The sequence below is a fragment of the Sulfurimonas paralvinellae genome, assembly GCF_014905135.1.
Lineage (GTDB): Bacteria > Campylobacterota > Campylobacteria > Campylobacterales > Sulfurimonadaceae > Sulfurimonas > Sulfurimonas paralvinellae.
This window is the reverse complement of record NZ_CP041406.1, coordinates 1,326,350-1,346,117: the sequence shown is the minus strand read 5'-3', so window position 1 is coordinate 1,346,117 and position 19,768 is coordinate 1,326,350. Positions and strand designations below refer to the sequence as shown.

The 19,768-nt window shown below is 39.7% G+C and carries 13 protein-coding genes; 5 read left to right on the top strand and 8 right to left on the bottom strand.

The window, feature by feature from the left end; genetic code table 11:
* Positions 1-7: 7 nt before the first annotated feature.
* The 4 genes from FM071_RS07000 to FM071_RS06985 are packed head-to-tail and all read right to left on the bottom strand — an operon-like array spanning position 8 to position 5,411.
* A complete protein-coding gene (locus tag FM071_RS07000; RefSeq protein ID WP_193110147.1) occupies positions 8-610 on the bottom strand; it encodes a response regulator transcription factor in 603 nt (200 codons plus the stop codon).
* 1 nt (position 611) lies between these two features.
* Positions 612-1,949, bottom strand: coding sequence for an HlyD family type I secretion periplasmic adaptor subunit (locus tag FM071_RS06995; protein ID WP_193110145.1), 1,338 nt, complete (start codon positions 1,947-1,949; stop codon positions 612-614).
* Positions 1,939-4,107, bottom strand: coding sequence for a type I secretion system permease/ATPase (locus FM071_RS06990; protein WP_193110144.1), 2,169 nt, complete (start codon positions 4,105-4,107; stop codon positions 1,939-1,941). Before FM071_RS06990 ends, FM071_RS06995 begins: the two co-directional genes overlap by 11 nt.
* Positions 4,107-5,411, bottom strand: coding sequence for a TolC family outer membrane protein (locus tag FM071_RS06985; RefSeq protein WP_193110143.1), 1,305 nt, complete (start codon positions 5,409-5,411; stop codon positions 4,107-4,109). The genes FM071_RS06990 and FM071_RS06985 overlap by 1 nt, the downstream gene beginning before the upstream one ends.
* 146 nt (positions 5,412-5,557) lie before the next feature.
* Here FM071_RS06985 and FM071_RS06980 point away from each other — a divergent pair, with 146 nt between their 5' ends.
* Positions 5,558-8,602 carry a MutS-related protein gene (locus FM071_RS06980; RefSeq protein WP_193110142.1) on the top strand — a complete coding sequence of 1,015 codons (3,045 nt, stop codon included), beginning with the start codon at positions 5,558-5,560 and terminating at the stop codon, positions 8,600-8,602.
* Positions 8,603-8,604: 2 nt separating this feature from the next.
* Here FM071_RS06980 and FM071_RS06975 read toward each other — a convergent pair whose 3' ends face one another.
* Positions 8,605-9,048, bottom strand: a complete 444-nt coding sequence (locus FM071_RS06975; protein WP_193110141.1) for a GatB/YqeY domain-containing protein — start codon at positions 9,046-9,048, stop codon at positions 8,605-8,607.
* A gap of 71 nt (positions 9,049-9,119) precedes the next feature.
* Here FM071_RS06975 and flgH point away from each other — a divergent pair, with 71 nt between their 5' ends.
* From flgH to FM071_RS06960, 3 genes are read left to right on the top strand one after another with little or no spacing between them, the layout of a single operon-like run.
* Entirely contained in the window at positions 9,120-9,845 is a 726-nt protein-coding gene (gene flgH / locus FM071_RS06970) for a flagellar basal body L-ring protein FlgH (protein WP_193110140.1), read from the top strand.
* Positions 9,790-11,241: a hypothetical protein gene (locus tag FM071_RS06965; protein ID WP_193110139.1), complete on the top strand. Its 1,452-nt coding sequence runs from the start codon at positions 9,790-9,792 to the stop codon at positions 11,239-11,241. The genes flgH and FM071_RS06965 overlap by 56 nt, the downstream gene beginning before the upstream one ends.
* A 24-nt stretch (positions 11,242-11,265) precedes the next feature.
* On the top strand, positions 11,266-12,519 hold the full coding sequence (locus FM071_RS06960) for an EAL domain-containing protein (RefSeq protein ID WP_193110138.1): 1,254 nt from the start codon (positions 11,266-11,268) through the stop codon (positions 12,517-12,519).
* Here FM071_RS06960 and FM071_RS06955 read toward each other — a convergent pair.
* From FM071_RS06955 to FM071_RS06945, 3 genes are all read right to left on the bottom strand, one after another.
* Positions 12,506-14,044 carry a SulP family inorganic anion transporter gene (locus FM071_RS06955; RefSeq protein WP_193110137.1) on the bottom strand — a complete coding sequence of 513 codons (1,539 nt, stop codon included), beginning with the start codon at positions 14,042-14,044 and terminating at the stop codon, positions 12,506-12,508. The genes FM071_RS06960 and FM071_RS06955 overlap by 14 nt on opposite strands.
* 1 nt (position 14,045) lies before the next feature.
* Positions 14,046-16,673, bottom strand: a complete 2,628-nt coding sequence (locus FM071_RS06950; protein WP_193110135.1) for a valine--tRNA ligase — start codon at positions 16,671-16,673, stop codon at positions 14,046-14,048.
* 89 nt (positions 16,674-16,762) lie between these two features.
* A complete protein-coding gene (locus tag FM071_RS06945) occupies positions 16,763-17,584 on the bottom strand; it encodes a GGDEF domain-containing protein (protein WP_226960512.1) in 822 nt (273 codons plus the stop codon).
* A gap of 95 nt (positions 17,585-17,679) precedes the next feature.
* Between FM071_RS06945 and FM071_RS06940 the strand changes: the two genes are divergently transcribed.
* A complete protein-coding gene (locus FM071_RS06940) occupies positions 17,680-19,761 on the top strand; it encodes an ATP-dependent helicase (protein WP_193110131.1) in 2,082 nt (693 codons plus the stop codon).
* The last annotated feature ends 7 nt before the right edge of the window (positions 19,762-19,768 follow it).

Below are 19,768 nucleotides of genomic sequence, written 5' to 3'. Positions count from 1 at the left end.
AAAAGTTCTATTGCTTTAACAAAAGTACTAAGGAAAGACGGTCATTGACATGAAGTTTTTGAAAGATGGAACCGATATGTGCTTTGACGGTACGAATGGTAATGTCAAGCTTATTGGCAATCGCTTCGTTTGTCAGTCCTTCAAGTATAAGTAGCGTAACCTCTTGTTCTTTATCTGTCAGTTTATTATGAAGCATAGACTGAGCTTCTGACGTGAGCGTGTTTAGTTTGGAGAGTTGGGCTGTCAATTCTGGATAACTCCAGACCTTGCCACTGCTTACAGTTTTGAGCATTTGTCTGAAGTGATTCTCTAACATTCTGGTATTTCCATAGGCTTTTACCCCATGTAAGATCAAATTTTTTCCGATTAGAACTTCAGGTATTTTTTCAAGTACGATGAGTTGTTTGGGTAAAGTGTTCGCTGTGAGCATTTTATTGATTCCTGACGCAATAGTGTCATAGTCTGCAATAATTATAAACTCATCGAGATTTCCGCTTGTGACCTCACGCAGAGACTCCTCATCATATGCCGTGAGAACTTTTGTGTTCTGTAGTTTGTTTTTCCATTCTGAGATTAGGTTTTCATTTTCGCTTAACAGTACTGTTTTCATCTTATTTCTCACTAAATACATATTGTTTTGATTTGAGTATAGGTTTTAAGATGTATTGCATTACTGTCTTTTTACCTGTTACGATGTCAACACTTGCTGTCATTCCCGGGATAATGTTAAGTGGATGCTCTTTTGTTCCAAGATAGTTTTTTTCTGTTTCAACGTTGATAAGATAAAAAGTTTTTCCTTCTTTATCAGTGATGGTGTCAGGTGAGATATTGACAACTTTTCCCTTGAGCCCGCCATGAATAGAAAAATCATAAGCCGAAATCTTCACCATTGCTTCTGCCCCAGGGTGAATGAATGCGATATCTTTTGGTTTTATCTTTATCTCTAAGTATAACTTTTCATTGATAGGAACGATTTCGACAAGATCGGCCCCCGGCTTAACGACACCACCGATGGTATGAACAAAAAGTTTTTGGACAATACCATCTACCGGAGACTTGACCATCGTTCTGTCTACTTGATCGTTAAATGCAATTTGTTGTGTTTTTAATCGGGCTATCTCTGCCGTTGTTTTGTTGAGTTCTTCTTTTGCTTTGGATAGGAAGGTCTGTTTGGCTTCTATACGTTTATTGCGGTACTCTTTTATAGCTGATCTAAGACGTGGTAGAGAGAGTTTTGCCCCTTCTATCTGATTTTCGATACCATTGGCCTCTCGTTTTAGTTTTAAAAAATCCACTCTTGATTTTACACCTTCTTTGACCATCGGCTCTGTCATAGAGATCTCTTCTGTGACATAGGTAAGTGATTTTTGCAAAGATTTTATTTTTGCTTTTGCCTCTGTTAACTCTTGTTTTTTTTGTTCTATTTGTTGAATAAGTCCATTGTCTTGGGCTTTAAATTCCAACATATCAGAGTTGTAGAGATCACGAGCAAGTGCTATTTGCTCTTGCAGTTCTTTATCATCAGTTTTAATACTTTTAAAAGGAAGACCATTGGCTTCGGCAGAGAGACGTAGTTTTTTTGCAAGAAGTTCTTTATATTTCATTTCATTGGTTTGACTGCTGGAGATGTTTTTAAGATTTTTTATCTTGAGTAACACTTCACCTTTCTTGACACGTTCACCTTCATGAACCAAAATTGCTTCGACAATCCCACCTTCAAGGTTCTGGATGATCTGGTTTTGTCCATAAGGAATGACTTTTCCCTGTCCTCGTGTTATCTCATCGATCTCTGCAAAAGATGCCCAGATAATGAAAGCTAGAATAGTGATAAGCCAGAGTTTGATGACTTTGCTCATGCGTGAGGGAGACTGTTCAAGTACCGCTGCACTCAGCGAGTTCATAAACTCATACTCTTTTTGTGTGTATTCTGTATTGTTTTTACGCTTCATTTTTTTTGCCTCCGCCCTGGAGTTTTAAAATGGCCTGTTCTTTGACGTCATCAATGACAACACGTCCTTCGTTCATTATGATAACTCTGTCAACTATCTTTAAAAGGGTCATTTTCTGGGTAACTATAATCGCAGTTTTATTTTTTAGCGCTTTTTCAAGATTATTGAGCAGATTTGCTTCTGTGACCTGGTCCATAGCATTTGTCGGCTCATCCATAAGCAAGATTGGAGCATCAAGTAAAAATGCTCGAGCAACACCTATGCTTTGACGCTGTCCTCCGGAGAGTCCGTGTCCGCGTTCACCTACAGGCATCTCATACCCTTTTGGATGTTTTTTGACAAATTCATCTGTACCGCTTATTTTCGAAGCCTGCAGCATAGCACCGTCACTTGCGTGAGAGGCTTTAAATGTGATGTTGTCTTTAACGGTTCCTCTAAAGAGGATGACATCTTGTGAGACATAGCCGATGTTTTTACGCAGGTCTGCAGGATCTATTTGGGCAATGTCGATGCCGTCTATGAGGATCTGTCCTGAATCGGGTTCATAAAGTCCAAGGATGAGTTTTTCTATAGTACTTTTACCTGAACCGATACGACCGATGATTGCGACATGTTCATGTTGATGAATAACAAAAGAGACATTTTTAAGAGCAGGTACACTTGACCCAGGATAGGTAAAAGTGACGTCTCTAAACTCAATATGTCCGCTAAAAGCCGGCTTCTCAAGAAACTGTTTGCCTTCTGGTCTTTCACTTGGTTTTGAGATGATCTCGTTGAGCATATCATAGGATGTTTTTGCATCTTGAAAGTTTGTTATAAGTCCGGCAACCTGACCCATCGGTGCGAGTGTTCTTCCTGTAAGGATAACTACAGCGATAAGACCACCCAGAGAAAGTTCAAAATCCTGAATTTTGTAAACACCATAGACAATGATCATGACAGTATTGAGTTGAATAAGCAGCTGCGTGATCGTTGGAATAGAAGCTGATAAAAGTCGTGAACGCAGACTTTTTCCTGCGATCTCTCCTGTCGCTTCTTCCCATTTCCATTGTGTTTGATTTAATGCGCCGAGTGTTTTCAGTGTTTCAAGGTTGTTGAGTGATTCTATGAGAATGGAGCTTTTTTTAGCCGCTGCTTCATGTGTAGATTCTATACTCTCACGCAGAGGATTTTTTATTAAAAAAGCGTAGATCAAAATAAGTCCCATCGTAACCATAGGAATGAGTACAATCGTTCCGCCGATGTATGCAATGACCGCTAAAAAAATAACGGCAAAAGGAAGGTCTATCACTGCTGCCATTGTTGCATTTGTCAAAAAGCCTCGGATATTGTCAAAATCTTTGATGCTGTTTGCAAAAGAACCCACAGAAGCAGGTATATGAGCCATTTTTAAAGAGAGTACTTTTTCAAAGATGATAGAGGACATGATAATGTCACTTTTCTTGGCTGCAACTTCCAAAAGATAGGTACGTGAAAATTTTGCAAAAGTATCAATGACATAGACGATGACAACACCAATGGCAAATACCCAGAGTGTTTCAATGGCATTGTTTGGTACGACCCTGTCATATACATTCATGGTAAAAAGCGGAGCGGCAAGAACAAAAATGTTGACAAGTAATGAGGCGTAGAGTACATCTTTATAGATTCCAATGGAGAGCTTAAGTGTGTCCCAGAACCAGTGTTTTTGGTGTGTCTGGAGTGTCTTTTTTTCATCATCTTCAGCTGTAAAAGCTTTTTTTATCATAAAACCGTAGCCCATGTACTCATCGGCAAGGTCTTGTGTATCAACCCACTGTTCTATTGGCTCTTCTGCAGGCATTATGATCTTTGCCTGTTTTCTGTCATCTGAGAATTTTTCCAAGATACAGGCTCCCTGATTGGAGAGCAAAATTATCATCGGAAGCTGCAGATTAGATATCTGCTGCAAAGGTCGTTGAATGAGAGAAGACTTTAGCCCGGCACGTGCTGCTGCACGGGAGAAAAGGCCTTTTGCATTATTTATAGAAAAAAGCTCCGGTGCTTCTGCTCCCGGTTCTATAGGCAGACCCGCTGTCAATGCCTCTGCTGAAAAAGGTTTATGATACTTTTTTGTAAAAAGAACAAGGGAGTCAAGAAGTGCATCCATTCTAAAGTTGTCAGTATTTGCAATCAGCATTATTTCTCTCCTGAGAGATCAACTTTTGAATAGACAACTTTATTATCTTGCATAATGCTTGTTACGAGTACACCCATAGTATTGAGGATTTTATATTTAGCATTGAGTATGCTGTATTGTGTCGTAATGATTTGTGCTTTTGATCGGATGAAATCATTTTGTGCCGAGAGCAAGTCAAGTAGAGAACGACGTCCCAGATCATACTCCTTTGAGTAAAGAATAAGTGTCTTATTTGAAAATTTCTTATACTCTTGAAGATGAATCAGCTGCTCTTGTAGTTTTTCTTGAGCTGCCCAGGAGAGTTTGAGACTCTGAACGATTTCACGTTTGACGCTGCGTTTGTTTTCAAACTGTTGTTGTATCTGTGAGTAACTTTTTTCTATGCTGCTTTGATCACTGAAACCGTTAAAGATGTTGTATGAGAGGTAGGCCATGGCACGGAATTCATCATCTTTTCCTTTGATGCCGCTCACGTTGTGATTGTATGCTTGTGAGATATCAAGGTCGATTTTAGGATAATACTTCGCTTTATTCTCTTTGTTCGTTGCTTTTGCAACCTTAAGATTGTATTCATTGGCGAGGAGTGACGGATTATGCTTAAAGGCAAAGGCAAGTGCTTCTTCCTGCGATTGGGGAAAGTTGACATTATCAAGGTTTGGTTTTTGCATCGCTGAAGCATCGAGCGTATGCCCTAAAACTTTTTCCAGGTTATAAGAAGCATTTAGAAGTGTATTTTCTTGAACGACAAGATTTGATTTTGCCAGAGCAAGTGATGATTCTATCTTTTTAACTTCAGAGAGTGTTGTCAGACCGGCTTTATATAGTTTTTTAACTTTATTGAATATCTCTTGATCAATGGCTACATTTTCCTGCGCTGTTTTTAAAAGTTCTTCGTTCTTCATGGCTTCAAGATAGGTATTTACCAGTTCAGAAGATGTGGCATTTACTTTTTCTACATAGCTGTATGCAGCAGCGACTGCTCTGTATTCTTGTCCTTCAACTAAAGCCGTTGTGCCAAAACCGTTAAAAATATTTTGTGTATAGTTCAAAGAAGTTTCGTATGCAGAATAATCTGTTGTCGTATATTGGCGTTCGATCTTCTCTTGTCCTGCTCCGAGTTTGAGATCGAGTGATGGATAGTAACCTGATTTTGCATTGGTAATATCCTGTTTTGTCGCATTGTAGTTTTGCAGTCGTTCTTGAATAGTGGGATTTGTCTGTAAAACTTCTTCTAAGCTCTCTTGCAGTGTCTGAGAATAACTTACGCAAGTAAGAAATGATAGTGCAATAATATTTTTTAACATCCATAAACCTTTTATAAAAAAATATAATAATTGATATTGAACGATTATACCGAATATACATCGGTAATATCAATAAAAACCTTTAAAATCAGAATCTTTCTTATGTTATAATCACATAACAATTACAAAAGTAAGCAAAGAGAGATATGCGTTCATCTGAAGTAGAAAAATTATTAAATAATAAAGACAAGTTATTGACACAGATTTACTTTGATTTGCAGGAGTATTTTGAGTCTAAATATGGCAAAGATACGGTTGTCTTTATGGAAATTGGCACTTTTTTTGAGGTCTATGAAGTAAACAATGATGAAGCCCAGATTGGTAAGGCAAAAGAGATTGCCGAACTTTTAAATATTCAGCTGACAAAGAAAAACAAGAACATCATTGAAAATTCCGATAAAAACCCTCTTTTAGCCGGTGTACCCGCTGTCAGTTTTGAACGCTATCTCAGCCGTTTGATATCTGAACAAAAATATACGGTCATTGTCGTGAAACAAAAGGGCAATCCTCCCAAAATCAGCCGCTATATCTCTCAAATAGTCTCTCCTGGAACAAATTTTGACCACATCGTCGATAATGATGACAACTACATCGTCTCGATTTTAGTGGATAAATACAGAGATATCTACAGTGTCGGTTACTCCGCCATCGATGTCACAACAGGAAAGACATGGCTCTATGAAACACATGGAACGAGTGAAGACCCTTCATATGCTTTGGATGAAGTGTTCAATCTCTTGAATGTTTATAGAACGAGTGAAGTTGTGATGACCTTTTTAGACGGCATTGAAAACCAAAAACATGTGATGCAGTATCTTGAGATACCAGAACACTATCACTACTCTGTCAACAACGCTCGTCCAAAGATAGAGTTTCAAAATGAGCTCTTTAAAGAGGTCTATCAGATACAGTCACTTCTTTCACCCATAGAACATCTCGATCTTGAACGCAATCCTATGATAACGGAATCTTTGGCGATTCTTATCAATTTTGTCATAGAACATGATTATCATATTGTCCAAAAGATGTCACTGCCACGTATCATAGATAACCGTCGTTTTATGTACCTTGGCAATAATGCATTAGAGCAGATGGGAATTATTTCAAAAGACAGACGTGAATTTACACTGCTGAAGATGCTGGACAAAAGCTCCACAGCGATCGGACGCCGCCTTTTAAAAGAGCGCCTGCTTAATCCTATTATGGAGCGTGAGGAGCTTGAACGCCGTTACAACTTAATAGAAAAAGTATCTTCTCACGTGAGATATCTTGATGAGATGATGCGCGGAATTTATGACTTGGAACGTCTCTCACGCAGACTAAGCCTTGCCCGCCTGCATCCTTTTGAGATGAATCATCTTTATGATTCGATGCAGAGTGTTAAAGAGTTGATGCGCTACGTTAAAAAACACAAGATCCAAAAGACACCTTTTCATGAGAGTGAGGTCGATGAGTTTCTGCGTGAGATTCAAAAGAGCATCGATCTTGATGTCTCACGCAGATTTACAAACAACACGGTCGATGAGAACTTTTTGATGAGCGGTGTGGATGAGTCCATCGATACCCTTGTCAAAGAGAATGCCGTGATGCTCATAGCCTTTGAAGATATTATGAAAAAGATAGAAACGCTGCTTGAAAATGCCGGAGCCAACAGTGCGGCTAAAGTCGTCTCTTTGGGACTTTTGGAAAAAGAGGGATATTATATCTCTTTGAGTAAGAATCGCTACGCTCTCATTGAAAATACTTTTAAAAAAGATGAGGAGTTCAGCAAGTTTACAGTGAAAAAATTGACGAATTCCGTGAAAATCACCTCTGCATTTACCGATGATCTCTCAGATAGGATTATGAAAAACCGCCGTAAGATCGTTACTCTTGTCAAAGAGCGTTATATTCAGCTGCAAAATCTTTTTGAACGCCGTTATTCTTTGCTCTTTAGCAGAGTCATTGCCTATGTTGCCGATTTGGATGTCGGCGTGAGTTCATCGAAGATCGCACAGGAGTACAAACACTCCCGCCCTATGATCGTAGAAGCTAAAGGGGATGAGAACTTTATGCAGATCATGCAGCTGCGCCATCCGCTCATTGAGGTGCAGGAGCGCGGCGGCATCTATGTGCCAAATGACATTGTGATGGGAAATCGCGACTATCTCGATTTGCCGCATCCGACAACTGTAATGCTCGATGTAAGTGTGCATGATGGACATGACATTAACGGTGTGCTGCTTTACGGCATCAACTCAAGTGGAAAATCTTCACTGATGAAAAGTATCGGCATCGCTGTTTTAATGGCTCAGTCAGGTTTCTTTGTCAGTGCCGCTGTTATGAAGTTCAGCATCTTTGATTCGCTCTTTACGCGAATCGTCTCCAAAGACAATCTTGCCAAGGGGCTCTCAACTTTTGCCGTTGAGATGCTTGAACTCAAAAACATCTTTAATCGTTCCACTGTACGCTCTTTGGTTCTGGGTGATGAGATAAGCCACGGAACGGAGACACTCTCAGGTGTAGCAATCGTGGCAAGTGCCATTAAAAAGCTCTCAGATGTCCGCTGTCTTTTTCTTTTTGCAACACACCTGCATCAGCTCTCGACCATGCCGGAGATCACGCAGCTTAATAATGTTGTCGATTTGCATCTCAGTGTCGAGTATGACGAAGAGTCGGACAAACTGGTCTTCAATCGTGTGCTGCAGGCTGGAAGCGGTAGCAGTATTTATGGGCTTGAATTTGCAAAATCACTCCATATGGACAGTGAGTTCTTGGAAATAGCCAATACGATTAGAAAAAGACTTGCCAACGATTTTGATGAGCTTGAACTGCTCGTGAAAAAGAAAAAATCGAAGTATAACAAGGAATTGTATTTGACGAAGTGTGTCATTTGCGGTGCTGTAGCTGAAGATGTGCATCATATCTCTCATCAATCACTTGCGGATAAGGCCGGTTTTATCGGGCATTTTCACAAAGACAATAAACACAATCTTGTACCGCTTTGTAAAGAGCACCATAAAGAGATACATGACGGTAAACTGCATGTAAACGGTTTTATCATGACAAGTAAAGGTTTGGAGCTGCAGTTTGAAGAGCAGATGAGTAAACCTGAAGTTAAAAAGATACAAGAGCCGGAGATAAATGAAAATGTAGAAGTGAAAAAGCAAGAAGATGACGAGCCAAAAGGCTTCGTCTTGGATGATTGGTAGGCTTAAGCTAGAAGTGCTTTCACGTAAGTGCTTATACGTTTACCGTCAGCTCTTCCGGCAAGCTCTTTAGAAGCTGCACCCATTACTTTTCCCATATCTTTAGGAGAAGTTGCACCTACTTTTTCTATGATGCTTTTAAGCTCAGATTCCAACTCTTCATCTGTGAGTTGTTTTGGAAGATAAACTTCATAGTACGCTATCTCATCAAGCTCTGTCTGCATTAAATCATCACGGCCTGCATCTTTGTACTGGCTGGCTGCATCGTTTCTGCGTTTAATCTGTGTCTGAATGATCTTGATGACATCTTCGTCGCTGAGATCTTTTCTCTCATCGACCTCTATCTGTTTAAATGCCGATGTTAAAAGACGCAGGGCATCTCTTTTTTTTGTATCTTTTGCTTTCATTGCCTCTTTGACATCGTTGTTTATTGTATCTCGTAAACTCATTTGTAATTATCCTTATATATGGAACTGAAATTGCTAGAATTATACATTAATTAAGTTACTAAAGAGTTTTAATGCAAAATAAATTACTAATACCTTTGTCTTTTATCCTAATTACATATATTTTTTCCGGATGTACTGCAAAGTTGACCGATCCGGAGATAGATTTTGAACCGCCTGCTTATGTTGAGCAGATGCCGCCAAAAGAGGAAAAACAGGACTTTGCATCGACAGGTAGCCTTTTTGGAAAAGGGGATAATCCGCTCTTTTCAGACCACAAGGCGATGCATGTCAATGATATTGTTACCGTTGTTATTGCTGAAACTGCAAAAAGCTCCAACACCGGAACGAAGCAGCTCAGTGAGAGTGATTCTTCAACATTGGGTGGTGGTATCTTCTCAACTGCGGGAGCAGGGAATGACAGGGTAAAAAGCGGTATAAGTAAAGTAAACGGATACAGTGACATAGGTTTCACCGGAAAATCGGATTCTGCGTATAAAGGTAAAGGCAGTGCAACGAAAGATGCTAGCTTTACCACGACTATTTCTGCTAGAATAGTAAAAGTGCTTCAAAATGGGAACTATTTTATTTCCGGAAAACGTGAGATACTTGTTGATGATCAAAAGCAGATCATACAGATAACAGGTGTTATTCGTCCGTATGACATCGATCAGTACAATAAAATAAGCTCTACACAGGTAAGTGATGCGAAGATACTCTATAAAACAGAGGGAGATATGGACCGTGCAACGAAACAAGGATGGGGTACAAAACTTATTCAGTCAGTTTGGCCGTTTTAATTTACTGCTGCTACTGAGTGTTACACTTTTATCAGCAGGTAGTTTTGAGAATTTTAAGAGGGTTCAGTCAGCATCTTTTTCAAAGTATAAAGATGAGAGGGACAATGCTTTTAATGACTATTTAAAAGCCGAGTGGCAGGAGTATAAGGCATATATAACAGCTCCATTATATAAAGAGCCCAAACCTAAATCCATAACACCGCTGCAGGAAAAGAAAGCACCCAATGTTGGTCCTATTGTGCAGATAAGAGTACCAAAAGCAAAACAACTCCCAAAAAAAGAGACTATCAAGCAAACCCAAAAGAAAGATGTTAATTTTGATTTTTTTGGAACTTCAGTAGGTTTCAGCATAGATAAAAAGATATATCATGCAAAATTTTACCCTGAAAATCAAGCTGGAATAGCGAACTTCTTTTCTATGTTGGCTTCTAGTCGTTATGATACAACACTGAGTGAAATAAAAAGCTGTAAAAAGAATCTTGCTTTAAATGACTGGGGTGTCAACCTGCTTGTTTCAAAGTTGGCTCAAACTCTTTACAATGACAGAAACGAAGCCAATATCTATGCCTGGTTTCTCCTTAGCAAATTAGGCTACAGTGTTAAAATAGCATTGACAGATAACAATGATATTTTTTTACTGCACTATTCAAAAGAGATTATATATGCAACACCGCGTTATAAATTCAGCGGCAGATACTACTATATGATATTGCAGTACAATAAAAAGGACATCGGCAATATCTATACATACGAGCAGGATTATCCCGATGCTGACAAAGCACTTGATTTTACTATGGAAAAGTTGCCTTTACTGCGTGAGCAAAGTCAAACAAGAGAGCTTGCGTTTAAAGAGTACGGCAAAGAGTACAGGACATCCTTTTCATACAATAAGAACATAATCGATTTTATGAACAGTTACCCGCAGGTTGATTATAAAGTATATTTTAATGCGCCTATGGAGATAACTACCTACAGGGATATTGCGAAAGATATCAAAAGATATACAGACGGCAAAAAGATAAGTGAAGCGATGAACATTGTGCTTCGTTTTGTTCAAAAAGCGTTTGTGTATGAGCGGGATGAAGAACAGTTTGGGCATGAAAAGGTGATGTTTGCCGAGGAGACTTTGGTCAACAAAGCTTCTGACTGTGAGGATAGAGCTGTATTGTTTGCCTATTTGATTAAAAAGCTTTTTGGTGTGCGTGTTGTCGGTGTGAAGTACAGCGACCATATGAGTACGGCACTCTACATTCCTATGCGGGGTGACAGTGTGAAAGTGGGCTCACGAAGGTATGTAATGGCTGATCCGACCTATATCAATGCAAATATCGGTCAGGAAATCCCAAAATACAGAAATATTCAACCGGAATCTTTTATCAGACTTAAGAGTGAATAAATAAAAATAAGATAAAATGAATCTATGAGTTTTCAGCTAGAGAAAAGAGATTGGGATTTTTATAAAGACCAATTAACTGGGTTAGATAATCATTTTGCTTTACTTGAATATATAAAACTCAATAGTCGTCTTAATATCTTTGTTGTCAATATAGATAATTTTAACAATATCAACAGTACTTATGGTTATGTTGTCGGTGATGAAATATTGACTGAAATTGCAAAATATTTAACATTGTTAAAGCCGCAAAATGCGCAACTATTTCGTTTTGACGGTGACGAGTTCGTTTTTATAGTAAATGATTTTTTTAACTTTAGAGAGCTTAAAGATTTTTCAGAATCTGTTATCTCTTTTTTTAATCAGACAGAAATTGAACTTGATCATGATAATATTATCATAAAGATTTCAGTCACAATCGGTGTTGCTATGGGTAATGGTATTATAACACTCAATCACGCAGCTGCAGCAGTGCATGAAGCAAGACTCTATAAAAAAAGTTCCTATAAAATCTTTGAAACGAAATCAGGATATGCAAAAAAACAGCAGGAAAATATTTATTGGGTTAACAAGATCCGTAGTGCTATAGAAGATGAAAAACTACTTGGTTTTTTTCAGCCTATTCGTAATAATAAAACGAAGAAAATTGAAAAGTATGAATGTCTTGCAAGGATTAATGATGGGAATAATTTAGCTTCACCCATACGTTTTATGGAAGCATGTCGTATAACAGGGACATTGTCATTAGTCACTCGTCGAATTGTTGCAAATGCATTTAAGGTCTTTCATTCAACCGATTATGAATTTTCTATCAATATTACATCCAATGATATAAATTTAGGCTATCTTGAAGAGTTTTTGATGCTTCATGTTCAAAAGTACAATATTGATCCATCGAGAGTTGTTCTGGAATTATTGGAAGATATTGTTACATTAACAGAATCAAATATGTTGGAGCAGATTAGATCATTACGTAAGAGAGGATTTAAAATAGCTTTGGATGACTTTGGTATGGAAAATTCTAATTTTTCCAGACTTTTAGAACTGCACCCGGATTATCTGAAAATTGATGGTATATTCATTAAGGATATTCTGGAAAATGAGAAGAGCCTCTTAATTGTTGAAACAATTGTAGAGTTTTGCAAAAAGAGTGGTATTAAGGTCATTGCAGAGTATGTCCATAATGAAGCAACCCTTCAAAAGATTGAAGAGTTGGGAATAGACTACTCTCAAGGTTACTTTATAGGAGAGCCTAAAGAAATTCTATCTAATAGTCAATAGCAACCTTGTAGGTAGGATCGTCTTCTTCATAGGTACAATGCGGTCCTGCTTTTTTCATAATTCTTTTACAGTCTTCACTGAGATGTCGCAAGAGAAGATTTTTACCGGCTTGTTCATATTTTTTCACTATTGTATCAATAGCTTCAACACCGGAGAAGTCCATAACACGTGCATTTCTAAAATCGATGACAACTTTTGGAGGGTCGTTTTTGACATCGAAATTGTCTGAAAATGTCGTAGCACTTCCGAAGAAAAGCGGCCCTTCGAGTTCATAGACCTTTGTTCCATCCTCTTCTACATATGTTTTTGCCCAGATACGGGCATGTTTCCATGCAAAGACGAGTGCAGAGATGATAACACCGATGATGACAGCAACTGCCAAATCTTCAACAACCGTAATGATAGTTACGACAATCATTACAAAGACGTCGGATTTTGGCATATGCTTGAGATGTGAAAAACTCGACCACTCAAATGTACCGATACTCACCATGAACATGATACCGACAAGTACACCGACAGGAATGGTGTTGAGTACATCTGTTAATGAAATAACAAGTATGATCAGCCCGACGGCTGCGGTAAAAGATGAAAGACGACCGAGACCGCCTGATGTGAAGTTGATGATAGACTGACCGATCATCGCACAGCCTGCCATTCCTCCGAAGAATCCACTGGCAACATTACCGCATCCAAGAGCGATACACTCCTGATTACCACTGCCGCGTGTGCCGCTCATCTCATCGAGAACTGCCAAGGTAAGCAGCGACTCTATAAGACCGACAAGTGCCATGATAATGGCATATGGAAGTACCATGATGATCGCATCAAGAGAAAAAAGCGTATCCGGGATGATGAGGTGCGGTAGTTTTCCTTTGAATTCTGAGAGATCGGCTAACGCGCCAACGGTCAAAGTGTCTATTTTCATAAAGTATACTATGAGTGTTAAAACGACGATGGCAACAAGTCCTGATGGAATCGCTTTTGTAAATTTAGGCAGAAAGTACATAATGAGCATAGTGATGGCAACGATGATATACATACTCATGCCTTGCCCGTTGAAGAACTTGAACTGTGCCATGGCAATGACAATGGCAAGTCCGTTTACAAATCCATACAGCGCAGGCTGCGGTACGAGACGAATGAACTTACCAAATTTTAAAACACCCACGAGGATCTGAATGACACCGGCCATGATAGTTGCCAAAAGAACATAGTTGAGCATATGGATATAGAGTTCATCCCCACTCATGCCAAGTGCTGTAAGTTTTGCATTTGCTTCCAATACAAGTCCGACGATGACAACGGCGACACTTCCTGTAGCGCCTGAAATCATCCCAGGTTTTCCACCGATGATGGCAGTGATAAGTCCAAGAATAAAAGCGGTGTAGAGCCCTACGATAGGGCTGACACCGGCGATGAAACTAAATGCTATGGCTTCAGGAACAAGTGCCACGGCAACAACGAGTCCTGAGAGGATGTCATTTTTGATGTTTGGTGATGTATATTTTCTTATGTCGAACAATCTATGCCTTTAGGGAGCTTAGCTGCTCAAGCACTTTTGTCTGTTTTGCCTCTGCTTCTGCAAGTGCTTCACGATTTTTCTCCAAAACATCTGCAGGAGCATTGGCAACGAAACGTTCATTACTCAGCATACCGTTAAGTTTTCCTATCTCTTTTTCAAGTTTCTCTGACTGTTTTGTCAACTTGTTGATAATAGGTGTGAGATCAATTGAGTCTGTTGGAATGAATGTTTCACATTTATCAGCGATGTCACTTACCGCATTTTCAACCTTTTGTTCTGTAAATGCAACATTTTCAACTTTTGCAAGTTTTGCAATAAATGGCAGCATCATCTCTTTGTCTTTATCACTGAGACCATCGATCTTAACATAGGCTTTTTCTATCTTTTGGTTTGCCATGTCGACAAGTACTTTGGCGCGGCGTATGGAAATGATGGCATCCATGATGATCTCAAATTTTGCTTCTTCTTTACGTCTTTTTACCTTGTGAGGGAATTTTTTTATCATAATGGAGTCACCATCTTCAAGCGTAGTGCCGCTGAGTTGGTGGTAAAGATGCTCTGTAATAAACGGCATAAACGGATGAAGCAGCTTCATTGCCTCTTTAAAGATAGCGCCAAGTTCGACTATAGCGCCTTTATCGGCTTTAGAGAGTTCGATACCCCAGTCGCAGAACTCATTCCATAAAAAGCGGTACATAGTAAGTGCCGCATCGTTGAACTTATACTCTTCAAGATAGTCGCGTACCTCTTGTGTCGCAAGGTTCAGTCGGCTCATCATGTAACGTCCCAAGTCAGTCTCTATGCAAAAACCGCTCATGTCAGGGAAAGTCTCCACATTCATCTGTAAAAATTTTGCAGCATTGACAAGTTTGTTCGTAAAGTTACGGTTTTGCTCAAGCTTATCTGTACTCATTCTGATGTCACGTCCCTGTGCCGCAGAGATTGCAAGGGTAAAACGTAAAATATCCGCTGAGTATTTGTTGACCATGTCAAGCGGGTCGATGACATTGCCGCGGGATTTACTCATCTTGTTACCGTGTTCATCACGCACAAGAGCATGGAGATAGATATGGTTAAACGGAAGTTCACCGATGAAGTGCTCACCCATCATCATCATACGCGCAACCCAGAAGAAAAGGATGTCAAAACCTGTAATGAGGAGTGTGTTTGGATAGAACTCTTTCATGTCATTTGATTCGAAGAGTTTGTCCATCGCTGTATCGCCATTACCCCAGCCAAGTGTTGAAAACGGCCAAAGCGCAGAACTAAACCATGTATCAAGAACATCAGGATCTTGCGTGAGGTTCTTTGAAGCACATTTTGGACACGACTCCGGATGGTCTTCCTGAGAAGCGAACTCATGACCGCAGTCATCACAATAAAATACAGGTATCTGGTGTCCCCACCAAAGCTGGCGTGAGACACACCAGTCACGCAGTTCGCCCATCCATGAATTATAAGAGTTGATCCAGTGCGGCGGGAAGAATTTTGCTTCACCTTCATTTGTCTTTTCAATGGACTTGTCAGCCACTTCTTTACGAACGAACCACTGTTTTGAGATATACGGCTCGACGACGTTTTTACAGCGGTAACAGTGTCCTACCTGGTGTTTGTGGTCTTCTATCTTGACGATATAGCCTTCTTCTTCAAGACGCTTTACAATAGGCTCTCTCGCTTCAAGTCGCTCCATACCTTTGAATTCGCCGGCATAGTCGTTGAGTATTCCTTTTTCGTCAAATACGGTGATAAACTCAAGGTCGTGGCGTTTGCCGACTTCGTAGTCGTTTTGGTCATGTGCAGGCGTGACTTTTACAACACCTGTTCCAAATTCCATATCGACATAGTCGTCTGCAATGATCTTTATCTTTTTGTCAAGGAGTGGAAGCAGGACCTCTTTTCCAATGATGTCTTTGTAGCGTTCATCATCAGGGTGAACCATTACTGCCGTATCTCCAAAATATGTTTCAGGTCTTGTCGTTGCCACTTCTATGCTGCCGCTGCCATCTGCAAAATGGTAAAGCATATGGTAGAACTTGCCGTCTTCTTCTTCGTGTTCCACTTCGATGTCAGAGAGTGCGCCGTCATGTGTACACCAGTTTACCATATAGTTGCCGCGAACGATAAGCCCTTCATTGTAGAGGTGTACAAAAGCCTCTTTGACAGATTTTTGAAGTCCTTCATCCATTGTAAAACGTTCACGTTCCCATGCAGGTGATACGCCCATTTTACGAAGCTGCTCTGTCATGATGCCTGCAGACTCTTCTTTCCATTTCCATGCACGTTCTAAAAATGCTTCACGGCCGATAGCCTCTTTTGTCGTTCCTTCTGCTAAAAGCTGCTTCTCAACGACGTTTTGTGTAGCGATTCCGGCGTGGTCAGTTCCCGGCTGCCAGAGTGTTTTATACCCATCCATTCGTTTGTAACGTGTGATGATGTCTTGGAGTGTAAAAGTAAGTGCGTGACCGATATGCAGACGTCCTGTAACGTTTGGCGGCGGCATCATGATGGCAAAATTTTTGCCTTCTTCTTGGATAGCCTTGTTGCCATCTACTTCGAAGTATTTTCTATCTTCCCAAATTTTATAGTATCTGTTTTCAGTTTCTTGTGGATTGTATTTGTTTTCTGACATATAATCGCCTTAAATGAAGTTTTTGAGTCTTACTTAAAATTTCGCGATTATATCCAAAAAGAGGTGAGAATTTGCTTATAAGGCATCTCTTAGATGCCTGTGATTCTCTTTTTTATATTGATTTTATCATTGTACATGCTTTTGTCGGCATCTTCGAGGACTTTTGCAAGTTTATTACCACTTTTAAAGCTGGCAACACCAAAAGAAAAACTAAGTGTAAACATCTCTTCATGGGCTTTGAGTTTTTTGGATAAGACACTCTCTCTTGTTCTATCCAATAGTTCTCTAGTATGTTCAATTGAACTGTTTTTCGGAAAAAGAATAATAAATTCATCGCCGCCGTATCGAATGACATTTTTGTTGATGCTTTTTAGTCTGTTAGCTATAAAAATAAGCACTTTATCTCCGATGACATGACCATATGTGTCATTGATGAGTTTAAAATAATTTAAGTCGATCATTGCTAAAACACCTTCTTGGTTGAAAGACTCCTTGTCTGTTTGCATACAATTGTCATGAAGCCATTTTCGATTATATACATGTGTTAATTCATCTTTATAAACGGATTCACGTAGTTTTTCCACTTCAAGTCGCAGTGCTTCTGTTTCGTGTAGCACCTCATTAAGCAGTGTGTCATTTTTATCTTTGATCGCATTGATGGCTTTTTTTGTATTTTTGCTTAAGCGATTTGCATTTTCTGATGTTTTTGTCTGCAGCTCAGTTAAAAAAGAGCACTCATCTTTAAGAATATTGTGTGAAATTTCTTCCTCATTTTCAAGAGACAGGTCATGTTTGTCGGCAAACTTGGAAAAGACGGAAGCATAAATAGTAGGAGTTACTATTTCCATGGGTTCGGTACTTTCTCTTGTCTCATTAGTGATGATTTTAAAAATTGCATTGTCTTTTTCCACTTTGATCCTTTGAAAGATTTGAGTGTATTTTAGCCTCTTTGTCATTAAAGCTATGTGAATTATCAATTTTTAATACTCGGTGGGTATAATTCCGAATGCCTTTAAGCCGTTTAAATGAAGAACAGCATGCCGCTGCAACTTCAAAAGCCAATCAAAATCTTATTATCGCTTCTGCAGGGACCGGAAAGACATCGACGATAGTCGGCAGAATCGCACACCTGCTGAACTCCGGTGTACAGCCTCAAGAGATACTGCTGCTGACTTTTACAAATAAAGCAGCAGCTGAGATGGTGGCACGCATTGGGGAGTATTTTGGCGGGGATGTTGCAAAAAAGATAGATGCGGGAACTTTTCATGCAGTGAGCTATCGCTGGCTGAAAAAACGGGACAAACGGGTTGTGCTTAAACAGCAACGTGAGTTGAAAACTCTTTTTCGCTCTGTATTTGAAAAACGTTCTTTTATGCATATAGATGCTGATGTACAGGCTTATGGCGGTAACTATCTCTATGATCTCTACTCCTACTATCAAAATACCGAGTTGGAAAAGAATTTTGAACAGTGGCTTATAGAAAACTATCCCGAACATGAACTTTTTGCCATGATATACGCTGATGTCGTCGATGAGTTCGAAGCGCTCAAGCGTGAGTATGGTTTTTTGAATTTCAATGACCTGCTTTTAGAGTTTCGAAAGATGGCAAAAGAGAGTGATCTTGGTTATAAAGAGGTACTTGTAGATGAGTACCAAGATACCAATGCATTGCAGGGCACGTTGATAGATGCGATGAATCCGCCTTCACTCTTTTGCGTGGGGGATTATGATCAGTCTATTTATGCTTTTAACGGTGCAGATATTACCATCATAGGCTCTTTTACGAAGAAGTATCCTGCTGCAGTTGTCCATACCTTGACAAAAAATTACCGTTCTTCTCGACCTATTTTGTCGTTGGCAAACAAAGTAATAGAGATAAATGAGAGAATCTATCCTAAAAAACTCGAGGTTACACGTGATTATGATGCACATCTTCCGAAGCTTTTGGCATTTGATGAACTTTTTGATCAGTATCATGGAGTGGCTGACAAGATCTCGCAAAGTGCTACGCCGCGTGAGGAGATCGCTGTCATCTTCCGTAACAACTCTTCAGCAGATGGTATTGAAGTAGGGCTGCGTGAGCTTGGTATAGCCTGCAAGCGAAAAGGTGGAACGAGCTTCTTTGATTCGCGTGAGGTGAAGGCAGTACTTGACCTTTACACGCTGCTTGTCAATGAAGCGGATATGATGGCCTTTATTCACCTCTTTGAGTTTGCCCGCGGCATTGGAAGTGCTATGGCAAAAGAGCTCTATATTGCCTTGAAATCTCTTGGGCAGGGGAGTATGTTCTATGGACTCTATGCACCTGATGAAAGTGTGAAGAATCCTTTTGAAAAACGAAAGCTCAACCATCAACTGGGGCTTTTCGATGACTTTTTGGAACTCGGTGCCGTGGGTAAATATGCCAAACTCGGATTTGAAGCGAAGTTTATGAAAAACCCTGTGCTTAAACATCCGAAACTGACAAAAGAATCCGCAACATTTTTGCATAATTTCTATCTGCTCTTTCGTGATTTAAAAGGCATTAAGCAGCCGAGAACTATTGTTCGTAAAATCGTTGATTCTCAGCTTTTTAAATATATTGGTGATTATCTTTCGACAAAACGTGCGACACTCAAAGACGGGAGCATTGATGAGAAGCAAAAAGAGGAGTCCAATATCCGCATCAACAGAAAGATGCTGCTGTTGCAGGAGTTGGCAAAACCATATAACGAGCATGACAGGTTCTTAAATGCGATGATACTCGGCTCTTCTGACCTCACGCAGGGCGAGGGTGTGAACCTTTTAAGTGTTCACGCAAGTAAAGGGCTTGAATATAAAGAGGTCTATGTTGTTGACTTGATGGACGGAAGATTTCCAAACCGCAAGCTGATGCAGCGCGGAGGCAGTCTTGATGAAGAGAGACGCCTCTTTTATGTTGCGGTGACACGTGCAAAAGATATTCTCTACCTAAGCTATGCCAAGTATGACAAGATAAAAAAACAGAACTTCCTGCCAAGCCAGTTTCTCTATGAAGCTGGACTTGTTGCAAAAGATGAGAATTACCGCGCCCTTGTTATGAAAGAGGCGGACAAAGAAGAAGACTAAGAGATGT

Coding starts and splice junctions, on each gene's coding strand:
- FM071_RS07000 (WP_193110147.1), bottom strand. CDS start 610: ATGAAAACAGTACTGTTAAGCGAAAATGAAAACCTAATCTCAGAATGG.
- FM071_RS06995 (WP_193110145.1), bottom strand. CDS start 1,949: ATGAAGCGTAAAAACAATACAGAATACACACAAAAAGAGTATGAGTTT.
- FM071_RS06990 (WP_193110144.1), bottom strand. CDS start 4,107: ATGCTGATTGCAAATACTGACAACTTTAGAATGGATGCACTTCTTGAC.
- FM071_RS06985 (WP_193110143.1), bottom strand. CDS start 5,411: ATGTTAAAAAATATTATTGCACTATCATTTCTTACTTGCGTAAGTTAT.
- FM071_RS06980 (WP_193110142.1), top strand. CDS start 5,558: ATGCGTTCATCTGAAGTAGAAAAATTATTAAATAATAAAGACAAGTTA.
- FM071_RS06975 (WP_193110141.1), bottom strand. CDS start 9,048: ATGAGTTTACGAGATACAATAAACAACGATGTCAAAGAGGCAATGAAA.
- flgH (WP_193110140.1), top strand. CDS start 9,120: ATGCAAAATAAATTACTAATACCTTTGTCTTTTATCCTAATTACATAT.
- FM071_RS06960 (WP_193110138.1), top strand. CDS start 11,266: ATGAGTTTTCAGCTAGAGAAAAGAGATTGGGATTTTTATAAAGACCAA.
- FM071_RS06950 (WP_193110135.1), bottom strand. CDS start 16,673: ATGTCAGAAAACAAATACAATCCACAAGAAACTGAAAACAGATACTAT.
- FM071_RS06940 (WP_193110131.1), top strand. CDS start 17,680: ATGCCTTTAAGCCGTTTAAATGAAGAACAGCATGCCGCTGCAACTTCA.